This is a genomic window from Nitrosomonas limosa (genome assembly GCF_054188085.1).
This window is the reverse complement of the sequence record NZ_CM135180.1, coordinates 2,604,065-2,625,536: the sequence shown is the minus strand read 5'-3', so window position 1 is coordinate 2,625,536 and position 21,472 is coordinate 2,604,065. Positions and strand designations below refer to the sequence as shown.

Here is a 21,472-nt window from a genome sequence, read left to right as displayed (position 1 = left end):
CCGCTTCGCAGCGTATGACTAAACCGCTTGCTGTCTTTTGGTTCCGGCGTGATTTGCGCTTGCACGACAACGCCGGATTAGCGCAAGCGCTGGCTTCCGGTCATGCAGTGCTGCCGATTTTTATTTTTGATACCAGCATCCTCACCGGGCTGCCACACGACGACGCCCGCGTCACGTTTATTTTCGACACCCTGCAAGCGATACGCACACAACTGGAACAAGATTATGGCAGCCCGCTTGCACTCTACTATGGCAAGCCGTTGGAAGTTTTCGAGCGCATCATGGATTCGTACCCGGTTACTGCGGTTTACACCAACCATGATTATGAGCCCTATGCGCGCGAGCGCGACGACGCCGTCCGGCAATCGCTCAATGCGCGATCGGTAGCGTTTTACAGTTTCAAAGATCAGGTAGTATTTGAAAAAAACGAAGTCGTCAAAGACGACGGCAATCCCTATGTGGTATATACCCCGTACATGCGCAAATGGCGGTCGTTGCTGAACCAGACCGCATTAACGGCGCATCCGAGCTTCGAGCGATTATCCGGACTAGTCAAGCAACTACCATTACCGAATCTGACGCTGGCTGATATCGGCTTTGTCCGAGCATCAATTACCGTTCCATCTTACCGGTTGAGAGTCGATATGCTCCAAAACTATGCGGCCAGCAGGGATTTCCCGGCTCGGCCTGGCACGTCGCAATTGTCACCGCATTTGCGCTTCGGTACCGTCAGTATCCGTCAAATCGTGCAGCAGACACTCGATATCAGCGATAGTTTTTGCAATGAGTTGATCTGGCGGGAGTTCTTCAGCCAGATTCTCTGGCATTTCCCGCAGACAGTAAACAAGAGCTTCAAACCACCCTACGATCGCATCCAATGGCGCAATGATGAAACCGAGTTTCAACGCTGGTGCGAGGGTACTACCGGTTATCCTTTGGTCGATGCCGGCATGCGTCAACTCAATGCCACTGGTGAAATGCACAACCGCATCCGCATGGTCACCGCCAGTTTTCTGTGCAAGCATCTGCTAATCGATTGGCGCTGGGGGGAAGCTTATTTTGCGCAAAAATTACTGGACTACGAGTTGGCCAGCAATGTCGGCAATTGGCAATGGGTCGCGGGATGCGGTGTCGACGCGGCGCCTTATTTCAGAATCTTTAATCCAACCACGCAAATCGAGAAATTCGACCCGCATTTTGATTACATCCAAACCTGGATTCACGACTGGCATACCCTCTCCTATCCGGCGCCGATGGTTGATCACGCAGCTGCGCGCGAACGCTGTCTTAAAGCCTACCGGCTAGCAGTCGGTTAAGCGCCTTCATGAAACAAGTTTTTTATAACCGCCTTCATAGAAACCGCTGGGTATCCGGCGGTCACAATCAAATGGCAATCCATGGATTTTATGGCGGCGGAACGGAAGACATCGCGCACACCGAACCGTTTGTCCTGGATGCCGATGCCAAGACATTGGAAGCACTCTCGAAAAATTCGCCGGTTTTTGACTTCGTCACCAATCCCGTTCCGGTATCGGTGCCAGTTATCGCAAAATAGTCGCCTCAGCTTGCCATCGAGATTCATGGGCAATCTGAAATTCTTTGATTGCCCTTCAACTTCCCTCCAAAGCCGCATCGCATTTGAGATCGCTATCAAATCGCGCTTCTCACCTCGATTCTAATTCCGTAATATCAATGACAAAAAAACGTTTCTTACGAGAAAACTTTACAAGCGCCAAAGCGGCAATTTACTTTTGGTTAGGCAACTACAATCAATAATCTGCAATTATCTGATGAATTTCAATTCCATCCTTTTTTTTTTAGTGTTATGCTTAATATGAATAAGTCGTTTTCTTATTCATTAAGAAACCATGTCTCTCTAGTTAAGGAGATCGAAGGTTGCATAATAATGATCTTCTAATAGAAGATCTTTCTCTGTGAAAGAGAAACTCATTCCAGATTAAGATTTTTGGGATATGGCTAGTAGCTGATGAAGTTTCAACGTGACATTAAATTTGTTGATAAACATTTTTATTTTAATAACAAAGGAGACTCTCATGAAATACACACTTTTCGCAGCCGTCCTGTTAGCCTTTATTAGTACAGCCGCATTATCTGGATGTGGCGAACCTAAGCCATATAATAAACCACCAAGCTTATATCAAGATCCTGAATCAGGCGAAAGATTGGGCGCCCCTGCAGGGGCCAAGTAATAATTGGCCAATTGACTCCAAACGGCTCCTGTCAATTTTCAGGGGCCGTTTTCTATTAGAGGTATCTCTAAATATTTTTATTTACGAGACCCGATCCTTAAATTGCTTGCCTAAGCGGCCTCTCCCAAAGCATCGTTATTCAAAAAAATTATTCTCCCGCCTATCAATAATATAAGCTGCGGCAATAATTATTGCAGTCACTCCTATTTTTAGAAAATCTTGACTTTATATTGATTTCCTTTGGATTTCTCAGCATTTCGCTAGATGTTCAATTTATGGAAGATAAAATTGGGTAAATGCTGAATAATCAACATAATCAACCTCCATTTTGGCGGTGCATAGACAACCGGTCGACCACGTTTAACGCCGTCCACAATATTTCTCGCAATCTCTTCGACAGGCGCCAATTTAGCGCCCTGAGCTTTCAGATGAGCAGTCATGGGCGTATCTGTCGGACCCGGTTTAACCAAAACAACTTTAACACCGGTTCCAGCGAAACGATGTTGCAGGCCCTGCGCATAGCGTGTCACCAAACCTTTAGCCGCGCCATACACATAATTGGATTTCCGCCCTCTGTCCCCAGCTACCGACCCCACCAGCACCAAGGTTCCAGAATCCGCTTTTGCCATGTGCTTCGCAAAAGCCTCGGCGAACAGCAGCGGAGAAATCCCATTGATCTCCAGCGCTTCGCGGCATGCCTTCAAATCATTCTGACAGGTATCCTGCTCCGGCAAAGAACCATGTGCGATCAAAACAATATCAATGGCATGCGGCTTGGCAATTTCATCGACCGCCGCTTGAATGGCAGCAACATCGAGAAAATCCACTTGAGTCACATGAATATCAGAGCCGGGACTACGCGCAGTTAAATCTGCAGCAACTCGTTCTATCCGATTGATATCCCTTCCAACCAAAGTCAAGTCCAGCGGTTGCTCTTGCGCCCAAAGCCTAACGCAGTGCTCGGCAATAGCCGATGTGGCGCCGATGATAACAATCCGTTTCTTATTATTCAATTCACACTCCCATTAAGCGGCGTGATAGTCCCGAGCTGATGCCAGGATCACGATATTTCAAAAATTCATTGAGCCGCGGATAGCCTGATTCAAACAAATCTCGCGGCATGCGGGCATCCTTGGCCGGATAGATTCTGCCCCGGGCTTCTCGCACAATCGCATCCAAGCACTCAAACAACCGCATTGTTTTCGCGCCCTTATTCGGAAAATCGAGCGCCAAGGTAACACCAGGCCGCGGAAAACTCATCATTCCAACCGGCTGTCTGTCGCCAAAAGTTTTTAACACGGCCAGAAAAGATCCATCACCGGATTTAGCAATCTCGTCTAACATAGCCCGGATCGCTTCTTGCCCGGCTTCTCGTGGAACCACGCTCTGGTATTGAAAGAAACCTTTGGGGCCGTACATCCGGTTCCATTCCAAAAGATTATCCAGCGGATAAAAAAAAGATTCGTAGTGCACGATTTCCGATCCTGCCTTCGATTTCTTGAGATTGTAGTAGGCCGCATTGAACGGCCGCAGCGATAAACTATTTACTAGCGAAACAGGTGGCACAAAGGGCATGGTTAGTTGACGTTTATTGGGTTCCGTCTGCTGCCTTTGACCGCATGGATTACCTCGCATGAAAAGCCCCCGCCCGCCCCCACCGGAGACACAATCAATCCAGGATACGGTATGCTCCCAATCAGCTTCGGAGCCGTCGGCCAACCGGAAAAACTCATCCAGATTGTCATAGGGAATCGTTTCGGTCTGCAACCACGGACTCGCAATCCGGCGCAATTGAATCTCCGCTTCCACGATTACACCTGTCAGCCCCAACCCGCCAACAGTTGCAGCAAACCAGTCCGGTTGAGTTTGAGGGCCGCATTCGATTATTTCACCATCGGTACGAATCAATTTGATTCTCTGAACATGGTCACCGAACGAACCAAGAAGATGGTGATTCTTGCCGTGTACATCGTTAGCGATCGCGCCGCCAACGGTTACGAGCTGTGTTCCCGGCGTAACAGGCAAAATCCAGCCTCGCGGAATCACCAGCCGCTGGATATCTCGCAATAATACACCGGCCTCGCAAACCAGCCTTCCGGTTTTATCATCGAAAGCAATGAAGTGATCCAGGCCGGTAGTAAGCCAAAGCACGCCATCTGGATTAAGGCAAGCGTCGCCGTAACTTCGCCCCATGCCATGAGCCAATCCTGAGGGATATTCACGGGAAACGATGCTCTTTACCCTCCCCGGATCATTCAGCACAACAACTCGGTGAAGAGGTGCGCTGAGACGACCCCAAGAGGAAACTACTCTCACGATTCCCCCTTGTCGCGAAAGACAAAACGCTTGTCAAGATGGTATTTAGTCAAATAGCCGATAGCCAAACCGATGACACCGCCTAAATAACGCATCTCTTTTGTTCCAAAAAGATAGTGAAAGCCAAACTCAAACCCCCAGAAAATTAAGGTTGTAGCCACCCCCATTAACACATAGAGCGTGAAAACTTGACCGTCATGCGCCACGCTACGGGCACGAAAGTTGAAAATATACCGTTTATCGAGAACATACTTCACCACTAACCCTACCCCGGTTCCTATCGCCACCGATAGCAAGACATCAAACGCTCCGGAGTACACGCGAATGACCAGATCCTGGGCGCCAATATTCGCTGCAGTCGCGATCAGCGCGAGAATCGCATAGGTTATTGCCAGTTTCATCAAGTAAGATTTTAATTAAACTGCAAGATCTTGCAGGTATAAGTGTATGGAAAGAAAACTTGTAAAAAGCTTTATTTTATTACATTTGCTATCCTAATACTTTGAGTATTAATAAAAATACTGCAATAATCATGGCCATTGACAATAAAGAATAATATTACCTCCAGCAATAATATCAGGACCAAAAAGCGTATACCTATGAACGATACCAAACAGACTTACACGTTTTCACAGCAGATGATCGGTGTAATTAAACTCATGCGGCCGAAGCAATGGATAAAAAATAGCTTTGTCCTAGCCCCACTTTTGTTTACCGGTGAATTTCTTAATCCCGAAGCGGTGCAACAAGCATTACTGGCAACATTGCTGTTCTGTTTGGCTTCCTCAGCCACTTATATTATCAATGATTTGCATGATATCGAGCATGACCGCCGTCATCCGAAAAAATCCAAAACACGCCCCTTGGCAGCCGGTACCGTGACGATTCCCACTGCATTATTCACACTGGGCGTGTTATACGCATCATTAATCTGGGGATGGTTTTACTTCTCAAACGTGGTATGGGTGATCGTTGTTTACCTCGTTCTCAACCTGGCCTATACATTTATACTAAAATATCAACCGGTATTGGATATTTTCACGATCGCCATCGGTTTTGTGCTCTGAGTCTACGCGGGCGCTATCGCCTTGTCGGTGCCAGTTTCGGACTGGATGTTTATTACCACCCTCAGTTTGGCACTTTACCTGGCCGCAGTCAAACGACGCCAGGAATTGAGTCAGATAGGCGTTAAAAGCCGTAAGGTTTTGGAAAAATACTCGGTATCGCTGGTAGATCGATATGCTGAAATCTCAGCAACCAGTGCACTGATTTTCTATAGCATGTTCGTAATGTCGGCCAAACCCCAACTGGTTATCACTGTACCTTTGGTATTGTTCGGGATGTTTCGCTATTGGTATATCGTAGAAAAATTCGAAGGTGGCGAATCACCCACTGATGCATTATTAACGGACTGGCAATTACTGCTCACGGTTGCGCTTTGGGTTGCTGCTTGCAGCTGGGCTCTCTGGCCGGCTTAAGGATATAACTATATGGACTTTTCTTATGCATTAACGCCATTTCTTGCTTGGCTAACGGCTGGCAGCCTGAAATTTATTATTAATAGCATCAAAGCGAAGCAACTGGCATTCGGTCAAATCGGTTATGGCGGTTTGCCAAGCAATCATAGCGCTATTGTCAGCAGCATGGCCGCTCTCATTGCGCTTAAAGAAGGCATCGCCCATCCCGCTTTTGGAGTGGCCTTAACGCTTGCGTTCATTGTGATACTGGACGCCAATAGTCTACGTCGCCAAGTTGGAAAGCACGCTGTAGTTATCAACAAGCTGGCGATCGCCATGCCGGATCACCAAACCCTGCGAGAACGCATGGGCCATACTCGTATCGAAATCGTTGCGGGTGTTTTGGTGGGTACTGCAGTAGCAGCAGTTATCATATTGATCTAAGATTAGTAACTATAAAATAGATGTTAGTCCTAACCAATGATTCTATTACATAAAGAATTCACTGTAAGTTAATAAAAATTAGTGCTATTCAAGATTAGCAAGCGGAGGTTAGATCTGATTCCGATAGCTATAGGTTTTCCTTCAACTCATTGAAATGTAATGACCCGGTAAGTAGTTACAAAATATTAAAGGTACCTTTATAATGAATAATGATAGATTACAATTTAAAATAATAATTGTTATCTTAATGTTTGCAATTTTGGGATCATTTGCGATAAGCATGACCATTGACGTTATGCGTGATGAGCAAATGTATATTGCCGCAAGTGTCCTCGTTGCACATGGAGAAGAGTTATACAAAGACTTTTCTTACCTACAAACACCATATCTCCCTATTTTTCTTGGGAATTTTTATCGAATAGCTGGCATCGAATCTCATTATTTATTAATCGGAAAACTAACCAACCTAGTATTTCTTCTTATTGCTTCCCTTGTTTTATTCGTACTCGCAAAGCGAATTCTGAAAGATCGTTTTCTTGCTCTCGGCATCACGACACTTTTTTTATTTAACATTACGATTATTGGCGCACCTGGCGCGGCAGGATATGCCACAAACACTCTAGCACCGGTGACTTTTTCATTTATCAGCTTTTACTTATTTTATATTTCGTTTCTCGAAAATAAAATCAAGTATTTCGGAATTACGATTGCTGGAATATTTCTGGCTCTTGCGATTGGAACAAGACTGACAAATATCACTGCCGTCATCCCGTTTGTAGCAATAATGATTTACTACTTTGCGATCAATAAAGATCCTGCTAGTGATGTCAGAAAGTGCATAGCAAAAAGTTTCTTTTGTTATTCAGCAGGACTCGCCGTTGGGTTGCTGCCTATACTTCTTTTTATGTCTGATATTGACACTTTCATATTTAACAATTTGAGATTTCATAATGTCACCACAGAATGGCGATGGACGACCGACTTTGAAGGGCCGATGTCACTCTACAAGAAGATAGTATTTGCGCACAAACAATATTTTAAGTCCGATAATTTGATTTTACTGTTCGGAATTATGTGCACATATGGAATGGCATTCAGAAAACCGCAATCATTTGAACAATTTCTACAACAATTCCCTGCAGGCGCATACTTGGCATTTTTCTTATTTTGCATTACTGCAATAACCGCCGTGCTTCCAACTCCTTCATGGCCCCATTATTATGTCACTCCTTTAAGTTTCCTACTTATTTTGCTCATCTTCTCTTTCGCTGCGAACTCGGGAATTACATCAAATTTTCAAAAGAGATTGATGTTGATTCTTGTATTAATGATCATGGCTTCCAATGGACCGCAAACTGTATTGCCTATTTCTCGATTAATTAATGTAGACGCTTGGACAGGCATAAAAGTACATAATATCTCTACCATGATACGGAAAACTCTTATAGAAAATGATATTGATACTAATAACAAGATCGCAACTCTGCATCCAATCTATGCACTAGAAACCAATCTTCCAATCTATCCTAAATTATCGACAGGCATATTTCTATATCGAGTAGGTGATTTTTTAACCGCTGAACAGCGCAAACACTACGTGGGAACTTCACCTGAAAGTATACACGAGCTTCTTTCAAAGGATCCTCCCGCAGCAATAGTTATTGACTCCAATGATGAGGCCGATATGCTCCCATTAAATAAACCTCTGATCGAATATGCGATAGCCAACAACTATAGAAAAATACCGATTGCCGGATTCAGTGGCGAATTTTATATCATGCCTTGAGGCTGATTTGTATTATGCATCTGTAACCTAAGAAGAAGCAGTTTCTTTTAATTGCGGTGTCACATGCTTTCCAGGCGCTAATTTGATGAGGTTATCCACTACAACGCGATCCCCTGTTTTAAGCCCATCCATGATTATCCAATCCTTGCCGATCCAATCTCCTACGGTCACCGATCGTTGCATAACCGTATTAGCATCATCAATTACATAAACATACCGTCCAAAATCAGAAGTCAAAACCGCAACCTGCGGCACTACGAAAACTGCTCTGGATTTTGTTGCAATCACACGAACACGCACAAATTGGCCAGGTAGAATGCGTTGATCGGCATTATCAAAAGTTGCGCGTAATTGTTGCGTACCCAGCAACGAATCAATTTTACTGGCGGCGAAATTAATTTCCCCTTCCTGCTGATACTCCGAACCATCCGGTAAAATCATGATGACTTTCTCAACGTTTTTGCTATGTAAATGACCGCCGAATTTCGTTAACTCATTATCCGAAAAACTGAATCGTACCCAGATTGGAGTTAATTGCACCAGTGTCGTTAACACGCTGCTATTAGCCGATACCAATGCGCCTTCGGAGAAAAGCGACCGGCCCGTAACACCATGAATAGGGGCCTTGACTGTGGTGTACGACAAATTGAGTTCCGCTTGCTGAACACGAACCTTCGCTGCTTGCAAGCCGGCTACTGCTATCGCCAGATCCGCCGTGGCCAAATCATAAGCCCGCTGACTGACGAAGTTTTGCGCCAATAATTGCCGTTGACGTTGCTCATCGCTTTTAGCCCGCATAACACGCACATCCTGTTCACGAAATTCCGCTTTAGCCTCAGCCAAAGCATTCTGGAAAGGTTCCGGGTCAATGAGATACAACGTTTGGCCCGCTTCCACCTCGGATCCTTCCGCAAACAGGCGCTTGAGGATAATTCCGCTGACTCGCGGGCGAATCTCCACTTCTCTCGCGCCTTCCGCCTGCGCGATTGTTTCGAGGCTCACCGGAAGGTCAATCGGTTGCGCTGTAATATAGGTCACTGGGATAGCAGCGTTAGAAGGCGCCTTTGACTGGTTTGTATCACTCGCATTGCAAGCAGCGAGCAATAAAATAATCAAGCAACATCCGAGAGAAATCACATTTTTCCTCGGTATTAACTTAATATTCTGCAAATATTGCTGGTGAATTCCAGCAATCAAAAAATAATGATTCGTCACCCGGAAATCTTCTTCAAGAATTAAAATTTAACATCAATTCGATAATGGAAAACCACAAAACCATAATAGGGTTCTGTATAATAACCTATGACAATAGCGTGATAGATGATGAAGTATTGCACATGTAAAGAAAAAACATTCCTCGTAATTCCGCCTGCCTGTGAATACGCTGCTATACGAATTTTATTCTTTCAGAACTGTCCTACGCAGTAAATTTCGGCTATTGGAACTGATAACTAAGTTAAAGAATTTCACAACCCAGTTAAATTTTTTTATTGTGATTAGATTACTAAAGGTGCGTTGATATGCCTAACCCTATATTTATTGCCCTATTGACTTTTTTTTTCATGTCAACAGCAATGACCGCGCAAGCATCTCTGAAGCTGCCCAAGACGGTAAAAGTTGATCGAGCCGCATTAACTTCGGAAGAACCATGCGATCCGATTATTTCACCAGCCTGGCGTGAAGCGCAAGAAATTGAAGGCGTGAAAATCGAAGCATCACCTGGCTGCAGTCCTGATAACCCGGCTTGGATCGCGGCAGCGGTCAAAGGCACCAATAATATTTCCATGGATACTCTGATGAAAACCGGTTTGTCACCGGATGCCATCATAAAAACCGACGATTTGGACGGCGATGGCGACCCGGATCGGATCATCATCAAACTGGAAATCATGGAATTGAACGGCAAATCGCCCGATTTCCCGGGATTGATACCGACATTCGACATTGCACCAGGGATTCAGCCTGGAGCATGGGTATTCGCTCCTAAAACCAGCGGCATGTCGACCGAAAATTTCGAAAGTGTTAGAGCCAACCCCTTGCTAAGACTGCCATCCCCGGTTATCCGCGTTGAAGTGGGTGATATTGTACAAATCGTGTTGGAAAACACGCATTATTTCCCGCATAGCATCCACTTGCATGGCGTCGATCATCCGTTTTCTCACGGCGAACATGGCGGTCAAGACGGTGTCCCGCAAACCAGCGAAGTTGAATTGATGCCCGGTGAACGCCGCATTTACCAATTCCAAGCGCGTCAGCCAGGAACGATGTTCTATCACTGCCATGTGCAAACGCATACCCATTTAGCAATGGGGCTGGCAGGTATGATCGTCATCGAAGAAAACCGCCCGAATAACTGGCTGCAAACCCTAAATATCGGCGCCGGTCATGTGCGTCACCCATCCGTCGCGGTGAAAGAACAATACGATCAGGAATACGATTTGCATTATCACGCGATGGATAAGGAATTGGGTGAAATCATCCAGAAATATAACGACCCCCGGCTGATCGCGCGCGATATGAATCAGCGTTACGACATTACCGATGCCAGCGAAGATTATTACACGTTAAATGGTTTATCTTTCCCTTACACACTCAGGGAATCGCTGATCATCGTGGAACAGGATCAAAAGATCAAACTACGCATGTTGAATAGCGGCGGCGAACTGATCGCCGTCCATACCCACGGACATCATGCCACGATCACGCATTATGATGGCGTTGAACACAATCCGGTTGCGCAGATCATGCGCGATGTCTTTGACATGGCACCAGCGCAACGACTTGATCTTAAATTAGAAACTATCGATGACGGCAAACACAGTTATGGTGAAGGCGATTGGTTGATCCACGATCACCGTGAAAAAGGGATTACCACTAACGGCATGGCCGAGGGTGGCAGCATGAGTTCGATAGTTTACAAGTCCTATTTGAATGGCAACGGCCTGCCCAAAGTCAGTCATTTCGGCATCGACTTGAGTGAATATTTTACCAAGGAATATTACCAAAGAAGGTATCCGATCTGGCAGGACCTTGACGATTGGGCAAGTCTCGGATCACCGGGCGAACGCGAAGGGTTGACACCTGCCGGGCAAACTTCAGCGATCTATGCATTTATCGGCCTATTGGCAGGGCTGCTAATCTATCTGGTTTTCGCCAAGCGGGAACATATCAAACAAAGCACGTTAGCGGCCGTTTCACGTTTAAGAAGCCCTAAAGGGGGTAATCAATAATGGCTAAGACTACAACTCTTACTTACTTATTCGCCGGTATTTTTGCTATCAGCATGAACAGTTATGCGCAGCAATCAACCAAACCTAGCGAACACGACCATAGCAGTCACAAAACAACGGAACAGGATGCACATGACCATAGCGGTCACGACATGAGTCATGACGGACATGATCATAGCGGTCACAGCATGAGTCAGCAAAGCGGCGCCGCCATCGATCATTCAAAAATGGATCACAGCGACCATGAGCACGATCATGACGTCGATCACAGCACACACGGCGTGCAAGCAACGGAACACGGTGACATGCATCACCACCACCACATGGATCACGACCATATCATGGATCACGAAGGCACCATGATCATGGGGCAAAATCTGGATCAATTGCCGAGCAGTTGCCGCAGCATTTCCGAGGAAGTGGAAATTACCGTCCGCGCCGGCAGAAAATATTCCGCGAAATTTCCCGGAACCGCTTTCGCTTTTGATCAGCAAGAATGGCGCGTCAAGCCTTGCGCCAAAGTCACATTTCATTTCATCAACGAGGACAACATCCGCCATCAATTCATGATGCACGGGCTGCCTAAGTATCTTTACAAATACGGTATGTTCCATCTGGAAGTAACCGGCCCCAAAACGGTATCCGGCACGATCATTGTGCCTGGCGGGGACGACACCTACCTGGTCCACTGCGATATTTCCCATCACATGGAGAAAGGTATGAAAGCGCAACTGGTCGTTGGAAAAGGCGGGACGGATATACCAAGCATCCCGGGATTAACCCCTTACAATATCAACGATACTTACGAAGCGGAAAACCTGCCAAAAATCTCGGACAAGGCCGAGCAAAGCAAAATGGTCAGGCAGATCACGCAATTTACTACCGACAATCTGCAAACCTACGGCATGATGCTGGCCGGTCTGCTGTTGGGATTATTCTGCGTTCCGTTGATCCGTAAAATCCCGTTGCGCCGCAACAAAGAAAATAAATCGTAGGATAGTAAATTCCGGATCGATACTCACTGGCCGGTTGTAACGATACAACCGGCCTTTTTATTTGTCATTTTCGATATTTGTGCCCCAAAAAAATAAAAAAACCCCGCCATTCGTGACAGCGAGGTTTTTTATTGTACCGGCTTAATAAAAATTAACTGCTTTTTCTCATCCGGCGACCGGCAAAACCGATGATGCCCAAACCTGCCAGCAACATGGCATAGGTTTCGGGTTCCGGAACCGGCGCGCTATATTCGACGATATAAGCAATTCCAGCGTCCGGCCGATCGTTCCAAAGTCCGCCGCCCCACGGGTTGTTATAAACCGCAAAATCTTCGTTACCGACGTTATTCGGCTCTCCCGGGCCCCAATTAGTATAAGTCAGCAAATCTCCCGCTTCCGGGCCGCTCGCCCAGCGCCATTCGCCCTCCACCGCTGCATCGCTGGCGCCCAACCAAGCAGCACCGCCGCCCGTGAGTCCATGCACAAAAGCATTTTCGTCAGCCGATGTGATAGTAACCAGATGCCCACCCAGCCCCAGATGTGTGCGTGTTGAAGCTTCCGCCACCGCATCGCCAAAACTAAGCGGAGTCGTTACCAATTCATACCAGTGACCGTTTCCGGCCCATTGCACCGGCGCCGCTACGACACCGGTCGCCGAAAGTAATCCCAATGACAAAATAACTGTTTTTAGTTTCATTTTAACTCCCAATTTCTTAAACCATGATTCATCAGACCAATTGCAAATCCATCAATATTTCATTGATCTCAAAGCAAAGCCCACTCACTCAAAATCTCGTTAATATTCGAAGAATCTCTTCGTCTTATTGATATTGATAACTCACACCTATGGAAAAATAAGCTTTTCTCCATATAACCAGAAGTTTAACTTTTAACCAATCATCCTGGCTATCCATTTGTCCTAATAAAATACTAAATTTGTCCTATTTTTAAAATTAATTTTCAGCTTGGAAGACGAGTATGCAGAAATATTATTCGGATCAATCAACCGGTTGAAACGATTCCCGTACAACTATTCAACATCTACCGGTATTTAACCTGCGACCATTCAACTTCCGTCGTTTTCAGCAAACCTTAAATCGCACCTGCACATCACCAATCACGGACCAGGTCGCAATGGCCTGTCTCAGTTCCTGTACCAAAGCCGCTGCCTGATCGATGTTTTGCAAGATAGTGATCGGCAGGTCGATGACGACATCGATCCGTCCGCTCAGGTAGTGCAGCGTCACTGCTTCGACAGACACCTCCGGTAATTGCGGCCAGCGTTGTTTGAGTTCTTTGATAACTTGTTCGCGTGGCGGCAGATCGCTGCTGGGTGAGCTGGATTCGTCGTTTTCCGGATCGATATGAATGGTCACGTCGGTGACTTCATCGATTTGCTCAAGTAACCGCTGGCGCACGGCATCGGCGATCTGATGACCTTCCGACACGCTTAAGCGGGGATCGACCTGGATATGCACGTCGACAAACGCATTCCCGGCGCTTTTGCGCGTACGCAGGGTGTGGGCTGAGCGCACGCCGTTGACGGCATGAATATGATCGCGGATCGCGGAAACCTTATCGGGTTCGAGCGCGCTATCGATCAATTCTTGCGTGCTCGAGCGCACCAGATCGAAGCCGATCTTGGCGATCATCGCCGCCACGATAACCGCCGCTACCGCATCGAGATACGCATGTCCGAGCATGACACCGGCAATCCCGATCAGTACCACAATCGACGAGAATGCATCGGAGCGGCTGTGCCAGGCATTCGCCATCAGCATTTCCGAACGCAAGCGGCGGGCTGCAGCCATGGTATAGCGGTAGATCCATTCTTTCGAGACGATCGACACCACAGCAACCAGCGCGGCAACCACGCTGAACTCCAATAAAACATCAGGTTCGTTGAGCCGTTGCACGGCGCTGTAGGCGATGCCGATGCCGATGCCGGTCAGCACCAAGCCAAGACTGACCGTTGCGACCGTTTCAATCCTGCCGTGACCGTACGGATGCGTTTCATCGGCGGCTTGATGCGAGTGCCTGGCGGCGTAGAGCACCATGAAATCTGTCAACAAATCCGAAAATGAGTGAATGCCATCGGCGATCAACGCTTGCGAATTGGCTAACCAGCCCACCAGAATCTTCACGATACCCAAAACAAAATCGAGCACCGAGCCGATCAGCGTGACTTTGCGCACTTCCCGGTAGCGTTGTTGGTGGGCGGTTTCCTGCGAAATATTCATCCTGGCACCTCGATAGCTGTGATCACAGCGTTTGACTTGTGCAAAAATAGTACGCGCTGCTACTTATCCAGCCTTGACGGCAACCGCCGGTGTTCGGTTTTAGGATGCTGCGTCAATTGGCAGGCGCGGCGGAAAGCCAGCAATGTCTTCTGCGCGTGTCCCATCACGGTATCTGACGAATAGCCATGCAGGTGCGCCGACTCTCCGCTTCCCGCCGGTAAACCGGCGAGCAATTCTAATCCTTGCGTGACATGTTCCATGGTGTAAATGGCAAACTGTCCTTGCTTGACTGCCTCAATCACGGCGTAATCCAGCATCAAGTGCTGACGGTTTTGATAAGGGATCAGCACGCCTTGATCACCAGTCAAACCCCGTTTCTCGCACAGTTTGAAAAAACCCTCGATCTTGTCGTTGATGCCGCCTACCGGCAGCACCTCACCATATTGATTCAGCGCACCCGTCACCGCGATCCCCTGCTTCAGTGGCACATCCGCCAGTGACGACAATAACGCATAAAACTCCGCACACGATGCCGAATCGCCTTCGATGCTGGTATATTCCTGCTCGAACACAATCGATGCACTGAGCGCCAGCGGCGCGATATGCGCGAACAATCCGGTCAGGTAATTTTGCAGAATCAACATGCCTTTGTCGTGAATCGGCCCGGACATATCCACTTCGCGGGCAATGTTGAGCACACCGTCTTCACCGGCAAACGTGCGCGCCGTCACCCGCACCGGCGTGCCAAAACTATGATCGCCCAAGTCGATTTGCGTCAATGCATTCAGTTGCCCGATTTCCGATCCTGTGACCGCAATCGTGATTTCATCTTCCAGAATGGCTTCCTGCAAGCGTAAGTCCGGATAATTGTGACGTTGCAGCCGCGCCTGCAATGCTGCGTCGATATCCATCACTTCCACCAAGCGGCCATGGCGGGCATTGCATATCGCCGCGCTTTCCAGAATCAGCATTTCCGTGCGAGCAAAAATGGCACTTTGGCGTTTCTGGTCTTCCACTTCCCGGTGCGATTCTTCAAGCAAACGCGCGACCGCAGCAGCGGAGAAATGCGGCAATTTAGCGACCTCGCAGGCATGTGAAACAAAAACCGCCGATGCCAGATAAGTATCCGCGCTGGCGATAAAGCTTCCGGCAAAATCCACTTTCACCCGGAAACGGCGCATGAATTCCGGATCGATTTCCTGCAAATCGTAGTATTGATCACGCGATCCGATTAAAACGATTTTGACGTTCACTTCGACTGCTTCCGGCTCGAGCGCAACCGGAGCGTTGGACGCCCAAGCGGATCCCGGTTCTTCAATTAGTAATCGCTTACTCCGCAAGAACCGCCGCAACTTCACCCATAATGGGCCATCGGTCAATAAGTCGTTGATATGCAACATTAAAAACCCTCCATGCGCCTTCAACAGGTTACCTGCGCGAATGCGCATGAAATCGGTTTTCAGTTTTCCATTCTCGAATTGATAGTCGATGCTGCCAAACAGAGCATAGGCCGATGGGTTGTCTTCGATAATGACCGGCGCGCCGCTTTCATCCGCATTGTCCACTACCAAATTGATTTGATAACGCGAAAAGATTTGATTTAATTCCGATTGCCGCTTTTCTTCATCGCTATTATCAGCGTCAAACAACGCCAAGTTAGCAAGAATATCCGCCTCCATCTGCTCAAAATAACTTTTTAGCCGGTTGTGCTGCTTGAGCTGTTTATGCAAACCATTTTGCACTTTTTTTAATGCCTGATTGACAATCGGTTGCACGATGCGCTGCCGTAGCATCGCCAGCGCCTGGTCTTTATCCCTCTCAATGCGTTTGAAATCCTCGAAATACAGAAGGATCGCATCTCGCAGCGCTTGTTCGGATTGTTCGATCGCAATCCGGCGCGTCTTGGGAAGCTTCAACAAATTTTCCGCCGTCAGAATCTCGCCTTTTTCGTCCAGCAAAGTGAAAACAATCTGCTCATCTTCGCGATGTATCGCAAAGCGCAGCGACTCGGCGAACTTATCCAGCTTGTTATAAGCCTGACCTGTTTCCAGCTTGAATTTTTTTTCGGCGCGTTCACTTTTAAGTTTGAAATCCTGTCCGCTAAGGCATTGAGTGATTTCCGCCGGCAGTGATTTAGCCAATTGCAGCAACGATTGCCGTAATACACGCCCTTGGCCTGCGGGTAATCGCACGGCTTGCGGTTTTTCCGGTGCGACAAAGTTATACAAGTAGCATAGATCAGGCGGCGCAGGTAGATTTGCCGCAGCGCTTAGCATCGCTTGATGCAACAAAGAAGATCGCCCCGACCCCTCCTCTCCGAGCACGAATAGATGATAGTCCGGCTGCATCATGCTCAATCCAAAACGTGCCGCCAGTTCCGCACGCTCCTGGCCGATCCACGATAATGGGCGTTGCCTTAGCGCCGAAGTATCCGGAAATCCTAAAGAAGCAGAATCGATGGTAAGGCGTAGCTGGGATGAATCAAGGGATTGAGTCGACATGTTGTTTAGCCACAATAACGCGATGATATTTCACCGCTTGCCGCTATTGTACCGATTTAAGAGCGACACCGTTACTGCGAAATTTCCGGTGGCCCCTGTCTGTTTCATCGTTGCTTTGAAATCACGGGAAAATTGTCTATGTTCCTCTCGCTTATCCAATTTTCTTCGAATCCATCGACGTTCCGGATGAAAACCTCCCAGTTTTAATAAACATAGGAAAACCGGTAAATTTAACCGTAAAGTTTTTTACGATCTGTCCGAAAAAACCACGCAAGTAAAACTTAAGGAAGCACTGACTAATTCGGCGAACGAGATGAAGCACGAGGCGCACGTCACACAGCAACCGAGACATATCAAAAAGATAGACGAGGGAGCGAGTACCGCGCAACGAAGTGATTCGCTCGTATAGTCAATTAATCAGCATTTCCTTAAGAAAGCTCTGAAAAATTCTAACTAATAATAAACAGCTTAAGGAATATCGATGAATCGTGTTCTAGTTTGCAACAGTCAACGCGGTGAACTTGAAGCCATTCAAGAAGTGCTGCGAAACAGCTATGCAGTGCATTTAATGTCGTCATGGGATAAAGCGCCTTTGAATCTTCAAGGAGTTGATGCGATTGTCCTCGATGTTAATTTCACGCCAGCGCAGGGACTCGATTTCCTGATGGAAGTATGCAGCAATCACTATATTCCGGTGCTCCTCATTTCCCCGCCGGACGATCCACAATGTGCCATCGAAGCACGCCGCATCGGCGCATTCAATTATTGCGTCAAAACCGAAAGACTTCATTCAGTGCTGGAAATGGCTGTGCGGGAAATGATCTTTGCTTACAGCGATCAACAAGAATTAAAGCATACGATCATGGCGCTTAAGGCGCGGATTGCAATCCTGGAAGGACAGTTAAAAGAAAAAACAACCCAAACGCCAGCAGCACCGGCAGCTGCGAAGACGCAACCGAATTCTCAGCAGCAACGCGCATCCATGCTGCAGGAAATTGCCAAACGATTGAATAATGGAGAAATAAACTTACCCAGTTTACCTAGCATCAGCTACGAATTAGAAGAGTTGGTTCGGAAAGATGCCGGCATAGATGCGATCGCCACATTACTCAGAAAAGACATGGCTGTCAGCGCCAAATTGATCAGCGTTGCCAATTCACCGCGTTATGGCGGACTTCGCCAGAGCAGCACGGTCGAGCAAGCAATCAACGTCCTGGGTCTTAACACTTCGAAAGAATTCGTCGACATCATCGCGAACCGCGCTCTATATATGGCAAGAAATCCACAATACCAGGCAATTCTCAAAGATTTGTGGAAACACGGTGTCGCCTGCGCGCACGCATCCTACTTGATCGCGGGACTGGCAAAGCTGTCGAGACCGAGAGAAGTGTTTTTCATGGGTCTGATGCACGATATCGGCAAGCTGTTTCTGATTCAAGTCATTTCGGAACTGCAAGCCCGCAATGTGATCGATCCGCCTTCTTCGAAGAAATCACTGGACGATTTCCTGGAAAAACATCATGGATTGTTTGGCCGGAAACTCCTTGAGATATGGAAATTGCCCGCTGAAATCGCGGTTGTAGCGCAGTTTCACGAAGCGCTCGAGCAAGCAACCACGGTTACCCGTGAATTACTGGCGGTCGCTTTGGGTAACCTGCTCGCGAAACGTGCCGGATACGGCCTATACAACCCGAAAAAAGATGATGGGGAAGTAGAACGTACGGCCAAATCCATCGGACTGGAACCAGCTCATATTCAAAAAGTTCTTAAAGAACTGGTGGTCTTCATGGAAGAAACCGGATTGAGCTTTGACTAAATCCAACAGTCGTTGCTTTTTCTTCCGAAAAAAACACAAGCACAGTGGATTAGGCCGAGCGGCGTTGTTGCGCACTATCCCCATGACAACCGATATAGCGCTGAAATTTCTTTTCCTTGATAGCATCGATATGCACCAGAATCAGCGCATCGACGCAATTTGAAAATTGCGGGTCGATATTAAATCCCAGAAATTCACAACCGCCCGGTTCGCACAATTCGACATATTGTTTGTACAACACCGGCAGCTTGACATCCAATTCCTCCAATCTCTCTTTCAGCGCTGCAACTGCTTGCTTATACTCAGCTTCGTCGGCCACTTTGCGGCATTGGGAAAATTCCGCTGCCGGGTCAAAATTAAATGGCAGCCTTGGTTTCACGAGTGATTCTTGATTACCGAATAATGCATGATAAAAACCGGCGATTGTCTGCTGCGCCGGTTTGGGCAGCGATGTGCTCATCGACACCGGCCCGGTCAAATAGCGTATTTCCGGGTATTGATGCAAATATGCGCCTATGCCGTACCACAAATAATCCAAACTGCGTTTATTCTGATAACGGGGTTGGATGAAGCTGCGCCCCAATTCAATCGACTGTTGCAGATACGGCAAAAAATCGGCGCCGAACTTAAACAGACTATGCGTATACAGACCGTCTTCCCCGCGTGTCTTAAGAATTTCCGCCACTTCACCGATGCGATACGAGCCGATGATTTCCAGCTCGTCTTCGTCCCATAAAATCAGGTGGCGGTAGTAACGGTCGTAACTGTCGATATCCAGCGCATTACCGGTGCCTTCCTGCACCTGACGGAACGATAGCTCGCGCAACCGGCCGATTTCCCGCATCACGCTGGAATTCGGCAGGTAATCGAACAAATAAATGTGCTTGCCATCCTGCGTTTTACCGATCAGCTGCGATGCTTTCAATTCCTTGCGGATCTGCTTGGTGCGGACCGGATGAATGATATTTTCAACCGGCTTGAACAACTCTTTTTTCTTTTTCTTGCCGAGCAAATAGACCTGCTTACGCATCAGCTTGGCCACGTCTTTTTTCGACAAATCCATCGCAACGATTGATTCCCATGGAATCGGCTTACCGATACGGAACGAAATCTCGCCGCCTTGCTTGTTGAACATTTCGTTGACCAGCATCATCGTGCCAAGCGGCTTGTAGATACTCGATAGGCCGTAAAACATCGCGGAATTCTTGCCGCCGATATGCACCGGCACAATCGGCGCTTTGGTTTTCTTCGCCAGCGAAACAAAACCCGACTTCCATTTGCCGTCGCGTACGCCCAGCGGCGAAATACGCGACACTTCGCCGGTAGGAAACACAATGACTGCCTGCTCTGCTTCCAGTGCCGCAATAATCTGATTCATGCTGTCGCGATGCTTTGTAACCTTGGAAAAGTTATCAACCGATATCAACAAGCTTTTCAACGGCTCGATGCAATTCAACAAACTGGTCGCTACGATTTTCACATCGGTGCGAATTTCCGATACCAGTTTCAGCAACGCCAAACCGTCCAAGGAACCCAACGGATGATTGGCCACAATCAGCACCCGCCGCTGGTCCGGGATCTTCGCACGATCCTTGCTGGAAACTTGAAACGAAAAATTGAAATGCTCCAGCACTGCGTCGTTGAACTCAAGTCCTTCCAAATGCCGGTGCGTCTCGATGAAACGATTGATCTCATCCTGATGCAGCACGCGTTTCAGAAGCGAAGACGCCGCCTTCATCAGCGGCTTATCATCCTGCGTAACCGCTCCCGGAAAATAACCTTTCAACATCGCATCGACATCCAACATCCAATGACTCCATAATAAAAATTGAATGCTGGATACGATAGTGAAGTTTTGTGACAGAATGATGACGATTGATACTCACATTGATTTATTTACTGAAACTTAATGAAATTAGGGAATTCATGATGAGCTCTAACTGAAGTCATACCGGCCACTGACAGTGATATACTTTTATAATGTATTCATTTGAATTCAATGAAGAGAAAAGTCAAAGCAATTTGGAAAAACATGGCATCGACTTTATACAGGCGCAAAAACTCTGGAGCGATCCATGCTTCATTGAAATTCCGGCAAAAACGATTGATGAACCCCGGTTTATGGTTATTGGCCGTATTGCAGAAAAACATTGGTCAGCGGCAATCACATATCGCAACCGGAAGATTCGAATTATTTCCGTCCGCCGTTCTCGTACTGAGGAGATTATGATTTATGAAAGCAAAGAAATTTGATACCGACTTTGACGATCACAAAGATATGACTGCGGTTCTGGATATTGCGCAGGCAAAGCGCCCACTGCAAAAACAAAAACGAATCAATGTCAATTTTCCTGATTGGATGATTAATTCTCTTGATAAAGAAGCTAAACGGCTCGGCGTCACTCGACAATCGATTATTAAGATTTGGTTAGCCGAGCGGCTTGAACGGTCTGTTTCTGGTGAATGACATAATGTTG

Annotated in this window: 20 protein-coding genes; 12 read left to right on the top strand and 8 right to left on the bottom strand. The window is 47.2% G+C overall.

Going from position 1 to position 21,472, the window contains the following annotated elements; genetic code table 11:
* Positions 1-14 precede the first annotated feature (14 nt).
* The 3 genes from ACV7NC_RS12180 to ACV7NC_RS12170 all read left to right on the top strand — a co-directional run bounded on the left by ACV7NC_RS12180 (position 15) and on the right by ACV7NC_RS12170 (position 2,210).
* Positions 15-1,316 carry a cryptochrome/photolyase family protein gene (locus ACV7NC_RS12180; protein WP_458152847.1) on the top strand — a complete coding sequence of 434 codons (1,302 nt, stop codon included), beginning with the start codon at positions 15-17 and terminating at the stop codon, positions 1,314-1,316.
* An 8-nt stretch (positions 1,317-1,324) separates the two neighbouring features.
* Positions 1,325-1,555 (top strand): hypothetical protein, encoded by a 231-nt coding sequence (locus tag ACV7NC_RS12175; RefSeq protein ID WP_458152846.1) that lies wholly within the window; start codon positions 1,325-1,327, stop codon positions 1,553-1,555.
* 499 nt (positions 1,556-2,054) lie between these two features.
* Positions 2,055-2,210, top strand: coding sequence for a hypothetical protein (locus ACV7NC_RS12170; protein WP_458152845.1), 156 nt, complete (start codon positions 2,055-2,057; stop codon positions 2,208-2,210).
* Between the two features lie 260 nt (positions 2,211-2,470).
* On the opposite strand, the gene ACV7NC_RS12165 is transcribed toward ACV7NC_RS12170, so the two are convergent.
* Genes ACV7NC_RS12165 through ACV7NC_RS12155 form a run of 3 tightly spaced genes read right to left on the bottom strand, consistent with a single transcriptional unit; the run spans position 2,471 to position 4,927 of the window.
* A complete protein-coding gene (locus tag ACV7NC_RS12165; protein WP_458152844.1) occupies positions 2,471-3,223 on the bottom strand; it encodes an SDR family NAD(P)-dependent oxidoreductase in 753 nt (250 codons plus the stop codon).
* A gap of 1 nt (position 3,224) precedes the next feature.
* Entirely contained in the window at positions 3,225-4,526 is a 1,302-nt protein-coding gene (locus ACV7NC_RS12160; RefSeq protein ID WP_458152843.1) for an FAD-binding oxidoreductase, read from the bottom strand.
* Positions 4,523-4,927: a GtrA family protein gene (locus ACV7NC_RS12155; RefSeq protein WP_458152842.1), complete on the bottom strand. Its 405-nt coding sequence runs from the start codon at positions 4,925-4,927 to the stop codon at positions 4,523-4,525. The genes ACV7NC_RS12160 and ACV7NC_RS12155 overlap by 4 nt, the downstream gene beginning before the upstream one ends.
* A gap of 198 nt (positions 4,928-5,125) precedes the next feature.
* Here ACV7NC_RS12155 and ACV7NC_RS12150 point away from each other — a divergent pair, with 198 nt between their 5' ends.
* From ACV7NC_RS12150 to ACV7NC_RS12135, 4 genes are all read left to right on the top strand, one after another.
* Complete coding sequence (locus ACV7NC_RS12150; RefSeq protein ID WP_458152841.1) at positions 5,126-5,593, top strand: UbiA family prenyltransferase; 468 nt, start codon at positions 5,126-5,128, stop codon at positions 5,591-5,593.
* A 45-nt stretch (positions 5,594-5,638) separates the two neighbouring features.
* Positions 5,639-6,004 carry a hypothetical protein gene (locus tag ACV7NC_RS12145; RefSeq protein ID WP_458152840.1) on the top strand — a complete coding sequence of 122 codons (366 nt, stop codon included), beginning with the start codon at positions 5,639-5,641 and terminating at the stop codon, positions 6,002-6,004.
* A gap of 12 nt (positions 6,005-6,016) precedes the next feature.
* A complete protein-coding gene (locus ACV7NC_RS12140) occupies positions 6,017-6,427 on the top strand; it encodes a divergent PAP2 family protein (protein ID WP_458152839.1) in 411 nt (136 codons plus the stop codon).
* Positions 6,428-6,707: 280 nt separating this feature from the next.
* A complete protein-coding gene (locus ACV7NC_RS12135; RefSeq protein WP_458152838.1) occupies positions 6,708-8,213 on the top strand; it encodes a hypothetical protein in 1,506 nt (501 codons plus the stop codon).
* Between the two features lie 27 nt (positions 8,214-8,240).
* Here the strand turns inward: ACV7NC_RS12135 and ACV7NC_RS12130 are convergent, their stop codons facing one another.
* Positions 8,241-9,251: an efflux RND transporter periplasmic adaptor subunit gene (locus ACV7NC_RS12130; protein WP_458152837.1), complete on the bottom strand. Its 1,011-nt coding sequence runs from the start codon at positions 9,249-9,251 to the stop codon at positions 8,241-8,243.
* 482 nt (positions 9,252-9,733) lie between these two features.
* Here ACV7NC_RS12130 and ACV7NC_RS12125 point away from each other — a divergent pair, with 482 nt between their 5' ends.
* Entirely contained in the window at positions 9,734-11,443 is a 1,710-nt protein-coding gene (locus ACV7NC_RS12125; RefSeq protein ID WP_458152836.1) for a multicopper oxidase domain-containing protein, read from the top strand.
* Complete coding sequence (locus ACV7NC_RS12120) at positions 11,443-12,438, top strand: copper oxidase (RefSeq protein ID WP_458152835.1); 996 nt, start codon at positions 11,443-11,445, stop codon at positions 12,436-12,438. Before ACV7NC_RS12125 ends, ACV7NC_RS12120 begins: the two co-directional genes overlap by 1 nt.
* Positions 12,439-12,589: 151 nt before the next feature.
* Here the strand turns inward: ACV7NC_RS12120 and ACV7NC_RS12115 are convergent, their stop codons facing one another.
* The 3 genes from ACV7NC_RS12115 to ACV7NC_RS12105 all read right to left on the bottom strand — a co-directional run bounded on the left by ACV7NC_RS12115 (position 12,590) and on the right by ACV7NC_RS12105 (position 17,179).
* A complete protein-coding gene (locus tag ACV7NC_RS12115) occupies positions 12,590-13,135 on the bottom strand; it encodes a PEP-CTERM sorting domain-containing protein (protein WP_458152834.1) in 546 nt (181 codons plus the stop codon).
* A 385-nt stretch (positions 13,136-13,520) separates the two neighbouring features.
* Entirely contained in the window at positions 13,521-14,678 is a 1,158-nt protein-coding gene (locus ACV7NC_RS12110) for a cation diffusion facilitator family transporter (RefSeq protein ID WP_458152833.1), read from the bottom strand.
* Between the two features lie 59 nt (positions 14,679-14,737).
* Complete coding sequence (locus tag ACV7NC_RS12105) at positions 14,738-17,179, bottom strand: Lon protease family protein (protein ID WP_458152832.1); 2,442 nt, start codon at positions 17,177-17,179, stop codon at positions 14,738-14,740.
* Between the two features lie 481 nt (positions 17,180-17,660).
* Between ACV7NC_RS12105 and ACV7NC_RS12100 the strand changes: the two genes are divergently transcribed.
* The gene (locus ACV7NC_RS12100; protein WP_458152831.1) at positions 17,661-18,995 is read left to right on the top strand and encodes an HDOD domain-containing protein; all 1,335 of its coding nucleotides are present in this window, start codon (positions 17,661-17,663) and stop codon (positions 18,993-18,995) included.
* Between the two features lie 49 nt (positions 18,996-19,044).
* On the opposite strand, the gene ACV7NC_RS12095 is transcribed toward ACV7NC_RS12100, so the two are convergent.
* A complete protein-coding gene (locus tag ACV7NC_RS12095; protein ID WP_458152830.1) occupies positions 19,045-20,802 on the bottom strand; it encodes a GNAT family N-acyltransferase in 1,758 nt (585 codons plus the stop codon).
* 173 nt (positions 20,803-20,975) lie between these two features.
* Here ACV7NC_RS12095 and ACV7NC_RS12090 point away from each other — a divergent pair, with 173 nt between their 5' ends.
* Together ACV7NC_RS12090 and brnA are read left to right on the top strand one after the other, a co-directional pair.
* Complete coding sequence (locus tag ACV7NC_RS12090) at positions 20,976-21,248, top strand: BrnT family toxin (RefSeq protein WP_458152829.1); 273 nt, start codon at positions 20,976-20,978, stop codon at positions 21,246-21,248.
* The gene (gene brnA / locus ACV7NC_RS12085; protein ID WP_458152828.1) at positions 21,229-21,462 is read left to right on the top strand and encodes a type II toxin-antitoxin system BrnA family antitoxin; all 234 of its coding nucleotides are present in this window, start codon (positions 21,229-21,231) and stop codon (positions 21,460-21,462) included. The genes ACV7NC_RS12090 and brnA overlap by 20 nt, the downstream gene beginning before the upstream one ends.
* Positions 21,463-21,472 lie beyond the last annotated feature (10 nt).